We start from the raw sequence: 16,269 nt of genomic DNA on the forward strand, positions 1-16,269 counted from the left end.
TGGCACCCGCCTGCCCTCATCGACCCGTCGAGGACGGGCCGGGTGAACCACTATCACCACCCACAGGACTATCTGTGGGAGGACGACGAGCCGGCGGCATGAGTCATCTCGCTGAGTCGCAACGCATCCCACGGCGCGAAGCCCTTCGCGTCGTTGTCGAAGTAGACGTACACGTCTCGCTTCGCAGCGCGCCACTCACCGATGCGCTCGGCCCACCGGCCGAGCGCCTCGTCGGAGTACCCACTCGTGTACAGCTCCGTGTCGCCGTGCAACCGGACGTAGACCACGTCACTGGTCACCTCGGTGAGCATCGGGAACTTCCCGGCCGAGTCGGCCACCACGCACCCGATGCCCTGTGCCCGCATCAGCTCGTATGCCTCCGCTGAGTCGAAGCTCGGGTGCCGCACCTCGAGACAGTGTCGCAGCGGCCGGTCCTCGTCGACGTCCAGGAACACGCGGTCGTCGGCGAGCTTGTCGTCGTGCTTCTCCCCCAGCCGGGCTGCCTCCGTCGTCGACCGCGGCAGCAGCGCGAAGAAGTCGGCCATCCTCGAGGCGTCGAAACGGAACGTGGCCGGCAGCTGCCACAGGATCGGCCCGAGCCGTGGCCCCAGCGCGAGAACACCCGACGCGAAGGAGTTGCCCAGCGCCGCGTCCACTCCGACGAGCTTCTTCATGTGCGTGACGAAGCGAGGCCCCTTCACCGCGAACACGAAGCCCTCGGGTGTCTCCGCACGCCAGCGCCGGTAACTCGACGGCCGCTGCAGGGAGTAGAACGAGCCGTTGATCTCGATGGAGGTCAGTGCACGGGAGGCGTACTCGAGCTCGCGGCGCTGCGCCAGGCCTGCGGGATAGAAGTCGCCCCGCCAGCCCGCGTAGCGCCACCCGGAGATGCCGATGCGCAGTTCCATCGGCTACCTCCGTCCTGTCGGCCTCCGTCAGCAGGTACCCGCACACCGAGCTGCGACACATGTGCCTGGTGCGATCACGGTCGCGGTGGCCAGGCGGCCCAGCCGTCAGGAAGTGCACGGAGAATGGGATCCGCAGCGTCGAGACGCGCTGCGGGGATATCGCCGGCGCCGGTCCGCCCCGAGCTCGCGCCGTCGGGAAAGGTGAATGCGTACCCGACCATCGGACGGAGCCCGCGCTTCACACTCTCCCGATAGTTGCCGTTCACGACCGCGAACACCTGACGCTCGAGGCCGTCGGCTTCGTCCTGCCAGGTCGAGTCGCACGCGTCGCACCCGCAGCTCGGGAAGTAGAAATCGTGCAGCAGACCAGCGTGCATCCCGATCCCGGGGTAGGACGTGAAGATCAGTGTCAGTGTCGCGCAGTCGGGATCGCTCGGTCGGATTCGAACTGCACGAGTCGTATCGCGATGCGGCCGAACCAACTCCGCAATCGCCTCTGGGCCCTCGTCGATCTCGACGTCGTAGGTGTCGCGTAGGTGCTCGATGAGGGCATCCGCGATCACATGAAGTGGCGCATAGCGTTCCGGGTGTTCGGTCACGGAATAGGCACTCTCCGGCGGAGAGTCGGCCCACAGGTTTCCGTAGTCGATGACCCGACCGTCGGAGTCGCGGAACACCGGCTCCTCGATCGTGGGGCGTACGTACGAACTCACGTCAGTCGTCCTCTCTCGCTGCGAGCAGTCCGATCGGCGCTACTGCCCGGTCGGTGCGGGGATCGCACCACACCGCGACACCCGTCTCGTGGAGCGAGAGGGTCCACCGAAGTCGGTCGAGGTCCAGGTGCGCACCGGACCGGCGCCAGTGCAGGTCCGACCCCACCGCGACACACGCGTCGACCATCTGGGTGGGCGCACCCATTCCGGAGTCGGGGAGCAACGGCAACGTCCACTCGTCGATGTACTCGAGATCGGGGCCCCACATCGGTCCAGTGTGGCAAGCATTCCGGTGCTCGGAAAACTGTTTTTCACGATCCCGCCGACACCGTACGGTTCGGTGCATGGACGAGGTCGTGACCCGACGGAAGAACCAGCCACCGCCCCGACATGTGGTCTTCGACGATCTCGCGCATCCGGGTCGAGAGACCAGACGACCGTGGTTGCACCTGCTCGATGACGAGACGCTTCCGCGCGTCATCGAGTCCGAGCCGCCGTCGCTGGTCGTGTGGTCGTCGCTCTGGCCGGCGAGACCCGATGCCCGTATTCGATTCGACCTGGCCGACGATGGCGCTGGGACGAACCTCCGGTGGACGTTGCTCCTCGACCCACCGCGCCCTGACGACGACGCCGTTCGCGGCATGCGCAAGCGCATCGACAGGCTGATCAATGGCAACCTCCGCCATACCTACGGGCAGTGACCGACCGGTGCGGTGAATGGGAGCGTGCGAGAGCCACCATGACGCCAGGGATCAGGGACTGTCCAGCACCCGCTCGAGTGGCACGTTCGGGATCGTGATCCCCCTCGACGCGCCGAGGCCGGTGATCTGCAGCCAGATGGTGTCGGCGAGGAAGGCGGCGAACGTGTCCAGATCGACCGAATCCTCCTGTGCGCGCCACGTTCTCACGGCGCCGACACAGCCGGAGATGAGGCTCGACACCCACGGTCCGACCAGCCGCAGGTCGTCGTCGCCCAGGTCGGCGTCGACGAGGGCGAGGAAGCCGCCGACGGCCACCTCGATCTTCTCGGCGACGCGGGCGATGGTGCTCTGCAGCGGTGATTCGGACGATCCGGTGACGTTCTGCTCGATGACGTACGTCCAGGTGGGGTGGGCCACGACCCAGCGCACGTACGAGTCGACCACCCGTTGCACCACCGAGCGGGGCAGACCCTCGAGTGTCACCGACGCCGTCAGGGTGTGTTCCAGCTGCTCACAGATGGTGCGCTGGATGGCGACGTCGAGGTCAGCCCTGTCGGCGAAGTAGCGGTAGATGCCGGTGCGATGGATGCGCGCCTCGTCGGCGATCTGCTGCGCCGTGACCCACTCCCCCGGATGCACGCCCCGCTCGAGCACGTCGAGGGCAGCGGCGATCACCTGACGGCGGCGGTCGGCGTTGTGCTGATCCCACCGTCGCCTCCGGCCGTCACCGGAGGTGGTGCGCTCGGTGCTCATCGCACCGAAGCATCTCACGTACGCAGTAGTCTCCGCGGCGCCCTGACCGTCACACGTGCCGCGACGGCCTCCTGGTCGAGCCGATCGACGATCTTCACGCGCGGCCGACCGTTCCGTCGACCGAGGGCGAGCTCCTCCGCATCCAGCCGGCGCCATGCCGCCAGGTCACCCGCCCGCGGGATCGCTGCTGCGATCAACTCGTCGGGCGTGTGGTGCGGCTCGGTGATCTCAGAGTCCAGGTGGTCGAGCACTGCCTCCACCGTCTCCTGCGCACAGGTCTTGTTCGTGCCGATGAAGCCGCGCGAACCGCGCTTGATCCACCCGACGACGAACACACCCGGCGCCACCCGCCCGCGATCGTTCGGCACGGTGCCCGTGCGCTCGTCGAACGGGAGCCCGGGCAGACCGACACCGCGGAAGCCGACCGACCGCACCACCAGGCCGGCGTCGAGGACGTACTGGTCGGACGTCGGGACGGCGACGACGGCACCGTCAGCACCCTCGACCAGGTTGTTCCGGGCGACGCGGACGCCGGTCACCCGGCCGTCCCGGCCCAGGATCTCCACCGGAGACACCGCGAACGTGAGCACGATGCGACGGCGCGTGGCGTCTGTCGATCGCGGCCGAGCAGCCAGCTCCGCGAGCAGGCGACTCCGCTGATCGTCACCTTGCAGCTGTGCGGGATCCGCCTCGACGATGACATCGACATCGGTGAGCGCTGCGAGACCCATCAGCTCGGGCACGGTGAAGGCCGCGTCGGCCGGTCCGCGTCGGCCGAGAATCTGCACCTCTCGGATCCGAGAACCCCGGAGCTGGTCGAGAGCGTGCGGCGCGATGTCCGTTCTCTCCGAGAGCCATTCGGTGTCACGGGTGAGCATGCGCGCGACGTCGAGGGCGACGTTGCCGTTGCCGACGACGACGGCGCGCTCGTGATCGAGCGTGACGGCGGCGTCCCGATGGTCGGGATGGCCGTTGTACCAGCCGACGACGTCGGTGGCCGCCACGGAGCCCGTCAGGTTCTCACCGGGAATGCCGAGCGTGCGGTCGGACGACGCGCCGACGGCGAACACCACCGCGTGATAGACCGACTGCAGCTGCGCCACAGTGACAGTCGTTCCCACCTCGGCGCCCAGCACGTAGCGGAAGCCCGGCTCGTTCTCGATCGCCTCGAAGAGATCGGTGACCTTCTTGGTCGTGGCGTGGTCGGGCGCGACGCCGTGCCGCACCAGGCCGTGCGGAGTGTGGAGCTTGTCGTAGACGTCGACCGACGCCACCTCAGGATGCTTGAGCAGCTCGTCCGCGGTGTACAACCCGGCAGGCCCCGCACCGATCACCGCGACGCGGAACGGGCCACCGCGGCGCAGACGGCGTTGCGGCGCAACGAGAGCCAGCGGAGTGCGGTCCGCGTGCGGAGACCGCTCGAAGTACTCCGCGTTGAGGGCCGCGTACGGAGCCGTCTCGATGGTCAGCTTCGTGTCGGGGACGATCGCGCCCACCGGGCACGCCGTCACACAGGCACTGCATCCCACGCATGTCGCCGGGTCGATGAACAGCATGTCGGTGGTTCCGAACCCGGGCTCCCCCGGCGCGGGGTGGATGCAGTTGACCGGGCACGCGAGGACGCAGGACGCGTCGGCGCAGCACGTCCCGGTGACGACGTGGGGCATCGAATCAGGCCGCGGCGGAGGCGGGTTCGCTGCGGAACCGCGAGGGGCGCCCGTCGATACGCAGACTCGTCCACAGACGCTTCGAGACGCGGTTCATCAGGCCCATGTCCTCGGACAGCTTGCGGACGTCACCGAACATGTCGCGCAACGTCTTCGCGGAAGCCTCGTTGTCCCACCACACCTCACGCACCACCTCGGGCGGGATTCCGAGCTCGCGCTGCACCTGCTTGCTGGGCTTCATGATGACATCGCACAGCACGCGCATGATGATCGGCGTCGCGATGGACATCGCGAACCGCTGACGTCGGGACAGCTTGGGCGCGCGGTGCTCCAGGTACTGGTGCGCGAAGCCGATGTGCCGCGCCTCCTCGGCGACGTGGATCTGCATGATGCGCGTCATCAACGGGTGCTGCGATGCACCGGCGCGCAGGATCGACTTCTGCGCGTGGTCGATGGGCTCCTCGCCGGCCAGCACTCCGACGAAGAAGCCGAACGGCAGCGGGCCCGCGAAGAGGGGAAGAAGAGGGCCGGCCTTGCGGAACCACCTCGGGCCACCGGGCACGGCGACCCCGATGCGGTTCACCAGCTCCTGGAACATCTGGGTGTGATGGCACTCCTCCGTCGCCTCGTGCGTGGAGTAGCGGAACTCCGGCGAGCCGTTCGGGAGCCGCAACGCGTAGTTCATGATGCCGGCGATGAGCACCTGCTCGAACTGCAGACCCACCTTGAGGATGTTGGCCTGCCGGTACATGCCGACCGCGATCTGCCGATCGAGAGGCAGCGACCGGTACCACTCGGTATTGCCCAGCGGATCGGCTGCCGGGAGCACCCAGCGGGGATCGTCGGCCACGATCGCGTAGTGCGGATCGTCCCAGGGGATGTCGAGGAAGGCATCGAAGTGCTGGTGAACGGACGCTTCGGACAGGGTGCGCAGCGTCTGCTCGTACTCGGAGCGCGTGTCGGATGTGATCGTCATGGCGTGAACCTCCGTGAGTGCCGGGCCGACTTGGTGCGACAGGCTGTTGCAGTAAAAGTTACTGCAACTCGGTGTACCACGCAAGCAGTGAGCCGTCGCGAATTGGTACAACGAACGTTGTCATCATGGCCGAAATCAGGCCATTCTCGGTTGTTGCATTCACTCGGCATCTATTCTTCGATCATCGGGTACCGTTTGCCCGTCCTTGCGAACCGCAGCTCCGAATACCGGGAACTCGACCTGTCCTTCTCCTCACTGCCGCATCGTTCGTCGGGGGTCGACGCGGCTCGACGAACGAGAGTGTGTGTTGCCCGTACGTCCGATCCCGACCGCCGACCACGCCGCGGCACGCCTCGAGTACCCGAGCGTGCCTGCGATGCGTCTCGTCGTGTTGACGCTGGTCATCATCGTGGGCCTGGCCGGGATCACCTGGGGTCTGTCACCGCAGTTCGACAGGACGTCCTTCGTCATCGTCGCCGTGGCGGCGCTGACCACTCTTCCGTCCGCGTTGCTCATCTACCTCTACGGGCGGAACCTCCGCTACTCGATCCCTTTCGTCGTCTACGCCGACATCGGCATCACCGTCGTTCTGTTCGCTTCCCGCTCGCCGTTCGACGCCCTTCCCGGCGTCGTGCTGCTGATGCTGGTGTCGTTGTTCGCGGGTGTGTACGTCTCCGGGCGGATCCTGGCGGCCCAGCTGGCCTTCGCCGCGGCGATCCTCGTCGTGCTGTCTGTGCTCTCGGTACACGACGGAGTCCCCGGCTGGCTCGTTCTGTCTCGAGCGCTCACCCTGCTCACCGCGGTCATCGTGCCGATCCTGCTCAAGATGCACGTCGACTTCCTCACCGACAAGCTCGAGAACAGCCGACGCGACAGCGTCAGCGGCCTGCTCAACCGTCGCGGCCTCGACGGCGCCGTCGCCCGGTTCGATGTCCCCCGCGGAGTCGAGCAGACCCTGGGCACGGCCGTCGTCCATCTCCGCGACTTCGTGCAGATCGAGCGACGCCTCGGCCGCGCCACGAGCCACGACCTGGTCGCCGAGACATCGAGTCTCCTCACGGATGCGTTTCCCGACGCCATCGTGGCCCGGACCCAACCGGGCGAATTCGCTTGTGTCTGGCTCGGTTCCGCGGACGACGTGGCCGAGCGGCTCGCCGCGGCGCGCGCCCTGGTGGAGTCGACCCGCCTGCGCAGCGCCACCGTCAGCATGACCTGCACCAGTTCCACCGTGCCGGTCGACTACCGCACCACGGTGACCGTCGCGCTCGGCAAGACCCTCACCGCCGCCGCGTTCCTGCAGTACGGCGACGCCGTGGCTCCGCGCAGCAACCACCACGTCGCCGAGCTGATCGCCGACGGCGGGCCCGCCATCGTCTTCCAACCCGTGTTGTCGGTGTCGACGGGTCGCGTCATGGGCTACGAAGCGTTGTCCCGCTTTCCTTCCGGGCACGGCACCACCCAGAGCTGGTTCCTCGACGCGGCCGCCGACGGCCTGCAGATCCCGCTGGAGCTCGCTGCTGTCCGACGCGCCGTCGCGGCGTCCCGAGACCTCCCGACCGACGTCTTCCTCGCAGTCAACGTCTCGGCGACCACCATCGTCGCCACCGACCTGGTGCCGATCCTCGACGAGGCCGCCGAGTGCCGACGCGTCGTCGTCGAGATCACCGAGCACGACCTGGTCAGCGACTACACCGCACTCGGCGCCGCCCTCGATCATCTGCGCGACGAGGGCCTGTCCATCTCCGTCGACGACGTCGGGGCCGGCTACTCCGGTCTCCGTCAGCTCGTCGAGATCAAGCCCGACGTCCTCAAGCTCGACGCCTCGATCGTCCGCGGCATCGACACCGACCCCATGCGCCGCGCCGCCGCCAGCGCCCTCACCACCTTCGCGGCCGCCATCGGTGCGGAATGCGTGTACGAGGGCATCGAGACGCCGCAGGAGCTGGAGTCGGCGCGCAGCCTCGGTGCCGACATGGTGCAAGGGTTCCTGCTGGGGCGCCCCACCTCCACTCCGATCCTGAGCCGTCAGGACGGCATGAACGCACTCTGAGCGGGTATGGCCCGGCCATGACGACACCAGGTTCCGACTTCGTTCCCCGCACCGCCGTCGTGACCGGCGGCGACTCCGGCATCGGCCGCGCGGTGGCCGTCGCATTGGCCGGTGGCGGCCTCGACGTCGGGGTGACCTACAACCGCGACCGCGAGGGCGCCGAGGCCACCGTCGCGGAGATCCGCGCGCTCGGGTGCAGCGGGTTCAGTGCCCACATGGACCTGACCGACCTCCCGGGCGCCCCGTTCGCCGTGGACTCGCTGGCCAGTGAGCTCGGCGGGATCGACGTGCTGGTGAACTGCTCCGGCACAGGCACCGCCACCTCGTTCCTCGACCTGGACTTCGACTCGTGGCGCACGGTGCTGTCGGTCGACGTCGACGGGGCGTTCCTGTGTGGCCAGCACGCCGCACGGCTGATGGTGGAGCAGGGCCACGGCGGGCGCATCGTCAATGTCACCAGCGTGCACGAACACCTGCCCAAGGTCGGTGCGGCACCGTACTGCGCCGCGAAGGCCGGTCTCGGCGGACTGACGCAGGTGATGGCGATCGAGCTCGCGCAGTACGGCATCACCGTCAACTCGGTTGCGCCGGGTGAGATCTCGACACCGATGACCGGTCAGACCGACGAAAACCCCGAGAGCAACCCCCGGCCGGGTGTCCCGCTCGGGCGTACCGGCGACGCACGGGAGATCGCCTCCGTCGTCGCGTTCCTCGCCGGCCCGACGTCGTCGTACATGACGGGCGCCTCCCTCGTCGTGGACGGCGGCATGGCCCTGATGGGGCCGCAGGCCGTCCAGTTCGTGAAGGACGACGCCTGGCGGAGCGTGTGACGTCCGATGGCCCTGCACTGCAGGGCCATCGGGGTCGTCAGGTGCCCTTGACGTTCATGATCTGGCGGAGCTCGTGGAGCACCGTGACCAGATCGCGAGCATCCTCCATCACCACGTCGATGGACTTGTAGGCATCGGGGATCTCGTCGATGAACTCGGCCGAATCCCGGTACTCGATCCCCACCATCCGCTCACGCAGGTCGTCCTGCGTGTAGCGCTTGCGCGCCTCGGCACGGGAGAACCGCCGACCCGCACCGTGCGGAGCCGAGTGCAGACCGCTCGCGCTGCCCTTGCCCTCGACGACGTACGACCGCGTTCCCATGCTGCCCGGAATGATGGCCCGCACACCCTCGGCCGCGTGAACTGCGCCCTTACGGGTGAGCCACACGTCCTTGCCGGCATGCTTCTCCGGCCGGGTGTAGTTGTGGTGACAGTTGATTCGGTCCGACTCGACACTCGTGTCGGTACCGGCCCGATGCACGAACTGGTGCAGGAACCGATCCATCATCTCGGCCCGGTTGAGGTACGCGAACCGCTGCGCCCACGTCAGATCCGCGATGTACCGATCGAACTCGGGCGTGCCCTGGGCCAGGTACGCGAGGTCACGGTCGGGCAGCTGGATCCACCACTTCTCGCACATCTTCTGCGCGATCGCGATGTGCTTCTTGGCGATCTTGTTGCCCACCCCTCGCGAACCCGAGTGCAGGAACAGCCACACCCGGTCCCGCTCGTCGAGACACAGCTCGATGAAGTGGTTGCCACCGCCGAGAGACCCCAGCTGCTGACGCCACTTCGGCGAGTGCGACAGGTCCACCCCGCTCTTCTCTGCCAGTTCCTCGAGCTCCGCGATCTTGGCAGCGGTGAACTCGAAGCGGTCGAGGTGCCCGTTGTAGTTGCCGGGCGAGAGGGGGATGACACGCTCGACGTCCTGACGCAGCTGCGCCAGGTCGAGGTCCGTGATGTCGCTGTGAGTCAGCGTCGTCTCGACGCCGATCATCCCGCACCCGATGTCGACGCCGACCGCGGCGGGGATGACCGCGCGCAGTGTCGGAATGACCGTGCCCACAGCGCTTCCCATTCCAGGGTGCGCATCGGGCATCAGGGCGACGTGGGGGTGGATGAACGGCATGGCCGCGGTGCGACGCGCCTGCTCCAACGTGGCGTCCTCGATGGCCGAGGCCCAGTTGAGCAGCCGCGTTCCCGCGCCTGTCGGTGGCATGGTGATCTCCTTCGTTGTCGGTGAGTCAGTGACGGTACGAGGTGTGGGTACCTCGGTGCCAGGCAATTACGCTGTCTCGCATGCACTCGGAGTACGACGCGATCGCCCCGGACTACGCGGCCGCCTTCGCCGACGAGCTCGGCTCGCGCCCCTTCGACCGCGGGTTCCTGTCGTCGTTCGCTCGCTCGGTACGGTCCTCGCGCGGCACGACGGTGCTCGACGCCGGGTGCGGGCCCGGCCAGGCGGCACGCGAGCTCGCGGGTGCCGGCCTCGACGTCCTGGGTCTCGACGCGTCGAAGGGCATGATCGCCGCAGCATCGGGGCCGGCCTCCTGGGTGGTGGGCGACATGACCGCGCTCCCCCTGGCCGACGGTTCTGTGCACGGCGTGTGCGCCTGGTACTCGATCGTGCACACCCCCACCGCCGATCTGCCCGCTCTGTTCGCCGAGTTCCGCCGCGTCACCGTCCCGGACGGCTGGCTGCTGCTGGCATTCCAGACCGCCGCACCCACCCGCGAGCTGCGCACCGCGTTCGGGCGGGACGTGCACCTCGACTACCTCCGCCACGACGTCGACGAGGTGCAGTCGCTGCTCATCGACAGCGGGTACGTGCTGCACCGAGACGCCGTGCGATCCGCTCACGGCACGGAGACGGCGGCGCAGGCGTTCGTCGTCGCGCGGGCACGCGATCACTTCGTGGAGCCGCCGCCGCGAGGGTGTTGATCGTGGATGTCAGACCCCGGAATCCAGGGTTCCGATTCCACTGTTCCTGCGGGGATCCCCGGTGGGCCCACGCCCGTCCAACAGTGCGTGAACGAACTGGACAGATTCGCTGGTCGGCACGACGGCGTCATCAGCCGGGCGCAGGCCCTGGCACTGGGGCTGTCGTCCACTGCGCTCGAACGCCGCGTGTCCGCAGGACGCTGGACCCGCATGGCTTCGGGCATCTACATGCCGGCAGGTCAACCGGTCACCCAGCAGGCGATGGTGCGCATCGCGGTGCTCCGATGCGGTCGCGGAGCACTCGCGAGTGGGCCCACCGCCGCATGGTGGCTCGGCCTGCTCGAGCGGCCGCCCGCCCACTCCTGGGTGACCATTCCGCGTGCTCGGCGCTACCTCGATCGGTCGGTCACCGTGCGACGACGCGACGTTCCTGCAGTCGACGTGGCGGTGGCCCGCGATCTCCGCGTCACCGGCCTCGCTCTGACTGTGCTGGAGACCGCGGTGATCCTGGAGGAGGCGCGACCCGGCGACGGAACCCAGTTCCTCGACCGCGCACTGCAGACCCGCACGTCACTGGACCGGCTGCAGAGTGCCCACGCTCGCAACCCCGGACGTGTCGGCAGCCCTCGCGCCGCGGCGATGCTCGTGCACGCGGCGACCGGCGGCGAATCCGAGGCGGAGCGAATCTTCCTTCGACTGCTGCGCACCTTTCGCATCACGGGATGGGAGTGCGCCGTGCGGTCATGCGGTTACGTGATCGACGTGGCCTTCGTCGACCGACGGGTGGCGATCGAGATCGACGGCTGGGCGTATCACCGCACGGCCGAGCGCATGGCACACGACGCGGTGCGTCAGAACGCGCTCGTGAACGACGGCTGGACGATCCTCCGGTTCACCTACCACCGGCTGATTCGAGAGCCCGAAGCCGTGATCGCCGAGGTACGTCGAGCACTGCGTCGATAGTGGAATCGGCGCCCCGGATTCCGGGGTTCAGATTCCACGATCAGCGTTTTCCACGCAACAGGATGATCGCGAACGCCGGCACACCCACGAGCGCCGTCACGACCCCCACCGGAATCTCCTGCGGCGCGAAGACGCTGCGCGCCAGGGTGTCCGCCCACACCATGAACACGGCACCGATCGCCATGGACACCGGCAGCACGCGGTGATGGGCGGTGCCGACGAGGATGCGAGCCGCGTGCGGGATGACCAGCCCGACGAATCCGATGGCTCCCGCCGACGCCACGATGGTCGCGGTCATCAGTGCAGTGACTCCGAGCAGGACGACGGACAGGCGGAGCATCGAGACACCGAGCGCGCGGGCCGTGTCCGATCCCAGCGTGACCGCGTCGAGCGACGGCGCCGCCACCACGCACGCCACCGCCCCGATCCCCACGGCGCCGGCGCACACCGCGACATCGCTCCACCCGGCACCGGCGAGCGAGCCCAGCAACCAGAACAGCACCCCGCGCGTCTGCTCGGCGTCGGCGGAGGACAGCACGATGAACGAGGTGAGGGCCGAGAACAACTGCGTACCGGCCACTCCCGCCAAGATCACCGGCCCAGTTCCACCGCCGGCGCCGGTGGCCAGCATCATCACCAGCACGAAGGACACGAGAGCACCGACGAAGGCGCCGGTCGACAGCGACAGTGCGCCCGCACCCACACCGAGCACCGCCACCGACACGGCGCCCGTCGAGGCACCGGACGAGATGCCGAGAACGAACGGATCCGCCAAGCGGTTACGCAGCAGCGACTGCATGATCGCGCCACACAGCGCCAGGCCGCACCCGCAGATCGCCGCGAGAAGTGCACGGGGAAGCCGCAGTTCCCAGACGATGCCGTCCTGGATGCGGCTGACGTCCGCCGGCGGGCCACCGAGATGCGCGACGACGACGGCGACCACGTCGGGCACCGTCACGTTCGCCGGGCCCAGCGCGATGGACACCGCCACCGACGCGACGACCGCCAGCAGCGTGGTCACGACCGCCAATGCCGGTCGCACCCTCACCCGTTCGACCACTCCTGCAGTGCCGCAGCCACTTTCTCGATACCGTCGATGGTCCGGATCGACGGATTGAGGTCGGCACCGTTCACGACGATGTAGCGCTTGTCGATCACCGCCTGCATGCGACTCGTCACCGGGTTGCTCTCGAGGAATGCGATCTTGCTCGCCAGCGCGTCACCGTCGATGCTGCGCCGGCTGAGGTCGGCCAGCACGAGTGCGGAGGGGTTGCGGTCGGCGACACTCTCCCAACTCACCTGCGGCCATTCGTCCTTCGTGTCCGCGAAGACGTTGCGCACGCCCACCGCGTTCGAGATGACACCGGACGCTCCGCAGCACCCGGCCATGTAGGGGGCAGTGGTGTCGGCGAACCAGTACGCGAGCGACGCCTCCGACACCGGCGTGGATGCCGCGTCGTAGCGCGTTCGCAGCTCGTCGACGAGGGCATCCCCTCGGTCGCGGACATCGAAGATCGCCGCGAGATCGCGCACCTCCTCGAACACCGTCTCGATGCTCAGTGGCTCGTCCCGGGCACCGTCGGCGTTGACGCTGGTGGCCGACTTACCGATGCAGTCGGTCGGCGACAGGTACGTCGGGACGCCCAGGGCATCGAACCGGTCGCGGTCCGCGACTCCACCCTCTCCCAGCGTTCCGCCGAACGACCCGGTGACCAGATCGGGCTCGGCGTCCAGCACCACCTCGAGCGAGGGCTTGTTGTCCGCCAGCCGAGGAACCTGCGCGTCGGCGTCCGCGAGGTCGGCCCGTACCGGGTCGGTCCAGGTGGCGGTACCGACCATCCGATCTTCCAGCCCGAGGGACAGCAGAATCTCGGTGGATCCCTGGTTGAGGGAGACGGCGCGCTGCGGCGGCGCGTCGATGGTGACGGTGCGGCCGCAGTTCTCGAGGGTGACGGGATAGTTGCTTCCGGCCTCGGCCGCAGCCGTCGTGGTCGGGCCGGTGGAGCATCCTGTGGCGAGGAGGCCGACTGTCGTGACGACAGCGGCGATCGCGAGGCGTGGGGTCATGTTCGGTTGTGCCGTCCTGCTGGGAGCCCGTGCGCGGAGCTTCGAGGGTGGTGCCGGACAGCAAGCGATCGGACTTCGAGCCGAAGCTCGTCACCGTTGCGCGCCAGTCCCGGAATCGCACCGGGTTCCCTCGCTGAACGACTGTTCGAGGGTCACTCTAACGGTCGGTCGTCAGGCCGCCGAGTCGCGGCGGTGTTCGGGAGTCGACTCCTGCCGACGCGCGTCGCGCTCCGCCTTGCGGACGGCGCGACCGATCCAGACACCGATGAGGACCGCCATGAGAAGCCACGCGACCGCGATGCCCACCACGAGCATCCAGCCCGTGGTCACGAGCGGGTCCCGAGGTGGTGCGGTGTCGTCACGACGAGTTTTCGTCACGGCCATTCGCGAGGATTGGCGTGCTCGATCACAATCAGATCTCGGTCCCCATCACCTCGTGGGAGCGAGTGGCGCGTCACCGTCGACGTCGTGTGCGTGCTCGACGTCTTCCTCGACGTCGGCCACATGAATGGCATGGCCGACTCGGACGCCGAGAACGACCGACACCACCATCCAGACGGCCACGAAGCCGATGACGAACCACCACATGTCACGAAGTGTTCCACCGATACCGGCGACCGAACCGCCTGCGAGGACGCGACATGGTCACGGTATCCGCTCAGTTCACATACGGAATGTTCACGAAGCTGGGGTTCGCGGGGTCGAGTTGCACGTGCTGGGGTGCCAGCGCGGAGTCGACGAGCATCGGCCCCAGTGGCAGGTAGCGCGGCACGCTGGCGGCGTAGACGTCGATGCGGATCCGGTGGCCCGGCGCGATCACGGCATCCGTGGGGAGCAGGTTGATGTCCACCGTGGTCGGGACGCCGGGCACGAGGGGTTGCCGGCTCGCGAGCGTGAGCGCCGGCTTCGCGTCGACGTAGTCGCCGTTGGCCGAGCGGGTGCTCTTCGCCTCGTCGATCTGGCGAAGCGATGCGGTGAGAGCGCCGTGGCTGATCGGGGTGGACGTGCCGTCCGGCGCGACGTCGTTCATCGTCGCGGCCCAGAAGCCGTCGGGCCGATCGAGCACCGTGTTGAGATGCAGGTTGGTGGCACCCGAGATCTGAGTGGGCTTCTCGGCCGGCGCGCTGGTGAAGGTCAGCGCCTCGGCCTCGTTGAACCGGGAGTCCTTCGTGCACACGGACCCCAGGATCGCCGCCGCACCCGCAGTACCGACCGCGGCGTCGCGGGAACAGACCCCGCGCAGGCCCGGCGCGACGGTGAGGCGCGCGGTGTCGGACGTCGGCGACGAGGACAGCGAGCCGTCGTGGAGGCTGTGCCCGGCGGTGCCGCTGGGGGCGGCGGAGAGGTAGGTGCGCTGAGACTGCGCTCCGGCACGGGGGAACTGATCGGTGGTGGTCCACCCGCCGCCCTGCTGGAACAGCGTCACGGGGCCGTACTTCTCGACACCGTTGTCGACGCCCTTGAGCCAGTGGTCGAACCACGCGCGTTCGAGTGCATCGAGCCGCGGCGGGTTGCCCGGGCGTCCGAAGCCCGCGCCCGGATTGACGTGGTACCCGTCGCCCATGATCAGCTGCTTGCGTCCGGGCGCGACCGGGATGTCGTTGTAGATGCGCGGCTCACTGTTGGTGAAGATGTCGTGCCAGCCGCCGTAGACCATGGTGGGCACTTCGATCTGCGACAGATCCGCCGAACGGTCGGCGTAGAACTCGCCGTCCTGCGCGACACCGAGTGTCTCGGGCCGGATGTCGGCAATGGTCGGCGCCGTGAAGGCGTTGGCGAGTTCGGGGATCAGGATCGCCGGGTCAGCCAGTCGATCGGCGAGCCACCGAGTGTCGAACTGCCCCTGCAGGATCGACTGCACGTTCGGGACGAACTTCAGCACGTTGACCAACGTGAGCCACAGCGGCATGAACCCGACACCCAACGCGCCGCCGGTACCCACGATGTCGCGCAGCAGGTCGTTGCCGGGCTCGACCGGGAAGATGGCCTTCAGCGCCGGCGGACGCAGCGCCGCGGCCTGCACGGAGTTGATGGCCGAGTAGGAGATGCCCGACATACCGACCTGACCGTCCGACCAGGACTGCCGGGACGTCCAGTCGATGATCTCCGCCGAATCCTGTTGCTCGCGTGGACCCAACACGTCCCACGTGCCCTGCGAGAACCCGGTGCCGCGGGCATCGACGATCACCTGGGCGTAGCCGTTCTGGACCAGGTTTCGGTTGACGGCGAAGATGCGCAGGCCCCCGCCGTCGACCGCCTGCGTGAGATCGGTGATGCCGTCGAACGGCGTACCGGCGAAGTTCAGGCTCGCCAGGAAGTCGAGCACCGGCTCGCTCACTCCGGGAATCTGCTGGATCGAGTCGATCAGGTTGCCCACCAGCTTGGTGTACGGCGTGATGTTCAGGACGGTCGGGAGGTCGGTCTCCACCGGGCGACCGGACGCATCGGCGGGCCGGTAGATGTTGGCCTGCAACACCGTTCCGTCACTCATCGTGATGGGGACGTCCCAGTCGATGGCCACCTGCGGGTACTGCGGCGGCGCATCGGCCGCGGCGGTCCAGGCGACGGCGTCCGCGCCGCCGGTGGGATCCGCCGTGGCCGGCACCGCGGTACCGGATGCGACGAGGAGGGCGACGAGAACGCCCGAGATGACCGTGGAACGACGCCGCACACGAGCCCCCATGCTCTGATCGGCACCCT

17 protein-coding genes and 1 pseudogene are annotated in these 16,269 nt (G+C 68.2%); 6 read left to right on the forward strand and 12 right to left on the reverse strand.

Going from position 1 to position 16,269, the window contains the following annotated elements; genetic code table 11:
• Nucleotides 1–68 precede the first annotated feature (68 nt).
• From OG947_RS08310 to OG947_RS08320, 3 genes are all read right to left on the reverse strand, one after another.
• The gene (locus OG947_RS08310) at nucleotides 69–908 is read right to left on the reverse strand and encodes a DUF72 domain-containing protein (protein ID WP_328813661.1); all 840 of its coding nucleotides are present in this window, start codon (nucleotides 906–908) and stop codon (nucleotides 69–71) included.
• 74 nt (nucleotides 909–982) lie between these two features.
• The gene (locus OG947_RS08315; RefSeq protein ID WP_328813662.1) at nucleotides 983–1,621 is read right to left on the reverse strand and encodes a DUF6226 family protein; all 639 of its coding nucleotides are present in this window, start codon (nucleotides 1,619–1,621) and stop codon (nucleotides 983–985) included.
• 1 nt (nucleotide 1,622) lies between these two features.
• Nucleotides 1,623–1,889, reverse strand: coding sequence for a hypothetical protein (locus tag OG947_RS08320; protein WP_328813663.1), 267 nt, complete (start codon nucleotides 1,887–1,889; stop codon nucleotides 1,623–1,625).
• Between the two features lie 76 nt (nucleotides 1,890–1,965).
• Here OG947_RS08320 and OG947_RS08325 point away from each other — a divergent pair, with 76 nt between their 5' ends.
• Nucleotides 1,966–2,322: an SRPBCC family protein gene (locus OG947_RS08325; RefSeq protein WP_328813664.1), complete on the forward strand. Its 357-nt coding sequence runs from the start codon at nucleotides 1,966–1,968 to the stop codon at nucleotides 2,320–2,322.
• 51 nt (nucleotides 2,323–2,373) lie between these two features.
• On the opposite strand, the gene OG947_RS08330 is transcribed toward OG947_RS08325, so the two are convergent.
• Genes OG947_RS08330 through OG947_RS08340 form a run of 3 tightly spaced genes read right to left on the reverse strand, consistent with a single transcriptional unit; the run spans nucleotide 2,374 to nucleotide 5,718 of the window.
• Complete coding sequence (locus OG947_RS08330; RefSeq protein ID WP_328813665.1) at nucleotides 2,374–3,075, reverse strand: TetR/AcrR family transcriptional regulator; 702 nt, start codon at nucleotides 3,073–3,075, stop codon at nucleotides 2,374–2,376.
• A gap of 14 nt (nucleotides 3,076–3,089) precedes the next feature.
• Entirely contained in the window at nucleotides 3,090–4,742 is a 1,653-nt protein-coding gene (locus tag OG947_RS08335) for an FAD-dependent oxidoreductase (protein WP_328813666.1), read from the reverse strand.
• A gap of 4 nt (nucleotides 4,743–4,746) precedes the next feature.
• Nucleotides 4,747–5,718, reverse strand: coding sequence for an AurF N-oxygenase family protein (locus tag OG947_RS08340; protein ID WP_027506362.1), 972 nt, complete (start codon nucleotides 5,716–5,718; stop codon nucleotides 4,747–4,749).
• Nucleotides 5,719–6,022: 304 nt separating this feature from the next.
• Here OG947_RS08340 and OG947_RS08345 point away from each other — a divergent pair, with 304 nt between their 5' ends.
• On the forward strand, nucleotides 6,023–7,768 hold the full coding sequence (locus OG947_RS08345) for an EAL domain-containing protein (RefSeq protein ID WP_222638813.1): 1,746 nt from the start codon (nucleotides 6,023–6,025) through the stop codon (nucleotides 7,766–7,768).
• A 17-nt stretch (nucleotides 7,769–7,785) separates the two neighbouring features.
• Nucleotides 7,786–8,598, forward strand: coding sequence for an SDR family oxidoreductase (locus OG947_RS08350; RefSeq protein WP_328810750.1), 813 nt, complete (start codon nucleotides 7,786–7,788; stop codon nucleotides 8,596–8,598).
• 37 nt (nucleotides 8,599–8,635) lie between these two features.
• On the opposite strand, the gene OG947_RS08355 is transcribed toward OG947_RS08350, so the two are convergent.
• Nucleotides 8,636–9,817 carry an RtcB family protein gene (locus tag OG947_RS08355; protein WP_056443848.1) on the reverse strand — a complete coding sequence of 394 codons (1,182 nt, stop codon included), beginning with the start codon at nucleotides 9,815–9,817 and terminating at the stop codon, nucleotides 8,636–8,638.
• A gap of 80 nt (nucleotides 9,818–9,897) precedes the next feature.
• Here OG947_RS08355 and OG947_RS08360 point away from each other — a divergent pair, with 80 nt between their 5' ends.
• Nucleotides 9,898–10,539: a class I SAM-dependent methyltransferase gene (locus OG947_RS08360; protein ID WP_328813667.1), complete on the forward strand. Its 642-nt coding sequence runs from the start codon at nucleotides 9,898–9,900 to the stop codon at nucleotides 10,537–10,539.
• Nucleotides 10,540–10,545: 6 nt separating this feature from the next.
• Nucleotides 10,546–11,502 (forward strand): type IV toxin-antitoxin system AbiEi family antitoxin domain-containing protein, encoded by a 957-nt coding sequence (locus OG947_RS08365; RefSeq protein WP_328813668.1) that lies wholly within the window; start codon nucleotides 10,546–10,548, stop codon nucleotides 11,500–11,502.
• Nucleotides 11,503–11,542: 40 nt separating this feature from the next.
• Here the strand turns inward: OG947_RS08365 and OG947_RS08370 are convergent, their stop codons facing one another.
• The 5 genes from OG947_RS08370 to OG947_RS08390 form a co-directional block, all read right to left on the reverse strand.
• On the reverse strand, nucleotides 11,543–12,523 hold the full coding sequence (locus OG947_RS08370; protein ID WP_328813669.1) for a FecCD family ABC transporter permease: 981 nt from the start codon (nucleotides 12,521–12,523) through the stop codon (nucleotides 11,543–11,545).
• Nucleotides 12,524–12,546: 23 nt separating this feature from the next.
• The gene (locus tag OG947_RS08375; RefSeq protein ID WP_328813670.1) at nucleotides 12,547–13,569 is read right to left on the reverse strand and encodes an ABC transporter substrate-binding protein; all 1,023 of its coding nucleotides are present in this window, start codon (nucleotides 13,567–13,569) and stop codon (nucleotides 12,547–12,549) included.
• Between the two features lie 171 nt (nucleotides 13,570–13,740).
• A complete protein-coding gene (locus tag OG947_RS08380; RefSeq protein WP_328813671.1) occupies nucleotides 13,741–13,899 on the reverse strand; it encodes a hypothetical protein in 159 nt (52 codons plus the stop codon).
• A 99-nt stretch (nucleotides 13,900–13,998) separates the two neighbouring features.
• Nucleotides 13,999–14,157, reverse strand: coding sequence for a hypothetical protein (locus OG947_RS08385; protein WP_155957071.1), 159 nt, complete (start codon nucleotides 14,155–14,157; stop codon nucleotides 13,999–14,001).
• A 70-nt stretch (nucleotides 14,158–14,227) separates the two neighbouring features.
• On the reverse strand, nucleotides 14,228–16,174 hold the full coding sequence (locus OG947_RS08390) for a CocE/NonD family hydrolase (RefSeq protein ID WP_442973104.1): 1,947 nt from the start codon (nucleotides 16,172–16,174) through the stop codon (nucleotides 14,228–14,230).
• On the opposite strand from OG947_RS08390, the pseudogene OG947_RS22650 reads away from it, so the two are divergent.
• Nucleotides 16,128–16,259: pseudogene (locus OG947_RS22650) on the forward strand (hypothetical protein); the annotation flags it as partial. The gene OG947_RS08390 and the pseudogene OG947_RS22650 overlap by 47 nt on opposite strands.
• Nucleotides 16,260–16,269 lie beyond the last annotated feature (10 nt).

This window comes from Rhodococcus sp. NBC_00297, assembly GCF_036173065.1.
Lineage (GTDB): Bacteria > Actinomycetota > Actinomycetes > Mycobacteriales > Mycobacteriaceae > Rhodococcoides.

What these genes read in the sequence shown, in the direction of transcription:
- OG947_RS08310 (WP_328813661.1), bottom strand. Translation starts at nt 908, where the DNA reads ATGGAACTGCGCATCGGCATCTCCGGGTGGCGCTACGCGGGCTGGCGG.
- OG947_RS08325 (WP_328813664.1), top strand. Translation starts at nt 1,966, where the DNA reads ATGGACGAGGTCGTGACCCGACGGAAGAACCAGCCACCGCCCCGACAT.
- OG947_RS08355 (WP_056443848.1), bottom strand. Translation starts at nt 9,817, where the DNA reads ATGCCACCGACAGGCGCGGGAACGCGGCTGCTCAACTGGGCCTCGGCC.
- OG947_RS08320 (WP_328813663.1), bottom strand. Translation starts at nt 1,889, where the DNA reads ATGTGGGGCCCCGATCTCGAGTACATCGACGAGTGGACGTTGCCGTTG.
- OG947_RS08375 (WP_328813670.1), bottom strand. Translation starts at nt 13,569, where the DNA reads ATGACCCCACGCCTCGCGATCGCCGCTGTCGTCACGACAGTCGGCCTC.
- OG947_RS08335 (WP_328813666.1), bottom strand. Translation starts at nt 4,742, where the DNA reads ATGCCCCACGTCGTCACCGGGACGTGCTGCGCCGACGCGTCCTGCGTC.
- OG947_RS08350 (WP_328810750.1), top strand. Translation starts at nt 7,786, where the DNA reads ATGACGACACCAGGTTCCGACTTCGTTCCCCGCACCGCCGTCGTGACC.
- OG947_RS08360 (WP_328813667.1), top strand. Translation starts at nt 9,898, where the DNA reads ATGCACTCGGAGTACGACGCGATCGCCCCGGACTACGCGGCCGCCTTC.
- OG947_RS08340 (WP_027506362.1), bottom strand. Translation starts at nt 5,718, where the DNA reads ATGACGATCACATCCGACACGCGCTCCGAGTACGAGCAGACGCTGCGC.
- OG947_RS08330 (WP_328813665.1), bottom strand. Translation starts at nt 3,075, where the DNA reads ATGAGCACCGAGCGCACCACCTCCGGTGACGGCCGGAGGCGACGGTGG.
- OG947_RS08385 (WP_155957071.1), bottom strand. Translation starts at nt 14,157, where the DNA reads ATGTGGTGGTTCGTCATCGGCTTCGTGGCCGTCTGGATGGTGGTGTCG.
- OG947_RS08365 (WP_328813668.1), top strand. Translation starts at nt 10,546, where the DNA reads ATGTCAGACCCCGGAATCCAGGGTTCCGATTCCACTGTTCCTGCGGGG.